2 protein-coding genes are annotated in these 2,261 nt (G+C 58.2%); both read left to right on the forward strand.

Going from position 1 to position 2,261, the window contains the following annotated elements; genetic code table 11:
* The first annotated feature begins 19 nt into the window (after positions 1-19).
* Positions 20-451: a hypothetical protein gene (locus ACP7A5_RS17890; protein WP_426043152.1), complete on the forward strand. Its 432-nt coding sequence runs from the start codon at positions 20-22 to the stop codon at positions 449-451.
* Complete coding sequence (locus ACP7A5_RS17895; protein ID WP_426043153.1) at positions 435-2,024, forward strand: RAD55 family ATPase; 1,590 nt, start codon at positions 435-437, stop codon at positions 2,022-2,024. Before ACP7A5_RS17890 ends, ACP7A5_RS17895 begins: the two co-directional genes overlap by 17 nt.
* Positions 2,025-2,261: the final 237 nt, after the last annotated feature.

The raw sequence follows: 2,261 nt of genomic DNA on the forward strand, positions 1-2,261 counted from the left end.
CGTTCGAGTACGTTCCTGAATGAACCGAACTACGCCGAAGCTGCGTATCTACGCTGAGCGACTCATCGTTGGTGAGATGAGCCGAAATGCGTCTGCCGAATCACAACCCACGGCAGCCTTTGCCGTCATAGAGAAATTGAGCCCGCATTTTGGCGCACTCATGGGCGCCGCAGGGTTCCGCGCGCTCCTCTCGCGCGCACTCGCGCTAGCCGGCGCGGAAGTCGCTTGGCTGGGTGAGATTCAAGTCAAAGCGGACGGCTCATTTGATGGTCTGAACGAACTTGAGGCCCAGGCGGCCCCGGAAGAAATTTCTGATGCCGGCATTATTCTTCTCGCCCGGTTTCTCGGACTTCTGGTAGCGCTAATTGGCGACGAACTAACACTTCAGCTATTGAGCAACATCAACGACTTGCAGTTGATCCCGGAAGGCAAGAATGGCAAAGAGACCTAGCGCCGCGGCTACCCGCAAACTGACGAACAACGCCGCAAGCCAATCGGCAAAGGTCACGATCCGCAAACTGCCGACCGGCGTTCGCGGCCTCGACGACATCTTGGGCGGCGGCATCCCGGAGTTTTCGTTCAACGTCATCGCCGGCATGCCCGGTTGCGGCAAGACTACGATGGCGCATCAGATCGTTTTCGCCAACGCGACGGCGGAAAAGCCCGCGCTCTTTTTCACCGTCCTCGGTGAGCCCGCCATAAAAATGTTGCGCTACCAGCAACAGTTTTCCTTCTTCGACGCATCCAAGTTGGGCAAAGCCGTCCGCTTTATCAATCTCAGCGACCTGGTGTTGAATCAAGATTTGAACGCGGTCCTCGCTGAAATTATCAAGCAGGTCACGGCAATCAATCCGGGGGTCGTGGTGGTGGACTCCTTTCGCACCGTAATGCGCAAACCGCAGGCCGCTGCCGGCGAAATGGAGATGCAGTCTTTCATTCAGCAGCTCACCCAGTTTCTGACCAGTTGGGAAGCCACGACATTTCTAGTCGGCGAATTTAGCGAGGGAGAGACCCAGGGCAATCCGCTGTTCACGATCGCCGACGGCCTCTTCTGGCTTTCGCAGAAGGTGGAAAGAAATTCCGTGGTGCGAAAACTGCAAATCCTGAAAGTGCGCGGGTCGGGTTCGGTGCCGGGATTGCACACCGTCCGCATCAACGAAGACGGGTTGCAAGCCTTCTCGCGCACGCTGGGGTTCATTTCCAAAGCTGGAAAGCCGGCCAAGCGTCGGCGGCTTTCTATGGGCATTCCTGATTTGGACGAGATGATGGGCGGGGGCGTTCTCGAAGGCGACAGCCTGCTCATCGCCGGCCCTTCAGGGACGGGCAAAACGGCGCTGGCCACGCAATTCATTGCCGCGGGACTGCGCAATGGCGAGCCGGGGATCATGGCGATCTTCGAAGAACGACCGAAAGGCTACACCGATCGCGCCGACAGCTTTGGTTTGAATTTGAAGACGCCGCTGGAGAAGGGACGCTTGGAAATCATCTACCTTCGTCCGCTCGATCTCTCGGTGGACGAAACTATGCAGGAGATTCTCGACGCCGTTCAAAGGGTCGGCGCGAAACGTTTGGTGATCGATTCGCTCGTGAGCCTTGAGATGGCGCTGGCGCCCGGTTTCCGCGAGGACTTTCGCGAGTCACTCTACCGGCTGATCGTGGCGTTGACGGGGGCGGGGGTCACGATTCTTAGCACCGTTGAGGTGGAGGATACGTTCACCGGGTTTTCTTTCAGCCACTACACGATTTCGTTCCTGACCGATGACATCATCAGGATGCGCTATGTGGAAATCGACGGCCAGCTTCGGAAAGTCATGGTCGTGATCAAAATGCGCGGCGGCAACCACAGCAAAGACATCCGGGAATATGTCATCACGGACAAGGGCGTGGTCGTCATCCAGCCGCGATCCACCGACTACGACGGACTGACCACCGGAATTCCCACGCGAACCGGCCCGCGCCCGGCGCAAAAGGCAGAACCCCCTCCGGAGCCGAAGGCTAAGTCTAAGGCTAGGGCTGCGAAATAGAAGCTCGGCCGCGGGCAATCTGAAAGTCCGGTTCCCAGGACGGGTCACAGGGTTATCCGGGCCGCGCCGACCCTGGATGAGGGCACAGCCAAGCCTAGCCGCCCGTCCGATTCCCAAGGGCGCCCTTACGTTTGTGGTGTAGGTGTTTAGGTAGACGAGCGTCTCGTCGGGGTGTTGATCCAAGTGACCAAAGCCACGCAGTTCGATAAAGATACGGTCGCGATGAACGAGGCGTTG

Source organism: Brevundimonas sp. TWP2-3-4b1 (assembly GCF_049897665.1).
GTDB classification, from domain to species: domain Bacteria; phylum Pseudomonadota; class Alphaproteobacteria; order Caulobacterales; family Caulobacteraceae; genus Brevundimonas; species Brevundimonas subvibrioides_B.

What these genes read in the sequence shown, in the direction of transcription:
- ACP7A5_RS17890 (WP_426043152.1), top strand. Translation starts at nt 20, where the DNA reads ATGAACCGAACTACGCCGAAGCTGCGTATCTACGCTGAGCGACTCATC.
- ACP7A5_RS17895 (WP_426043153.1), top strand. Translation starts at nt 435, where the DNA reads ATGGCAAAGAGACCTAGCGCCGCGGCTACCCGCAAACTGACGAACAAC.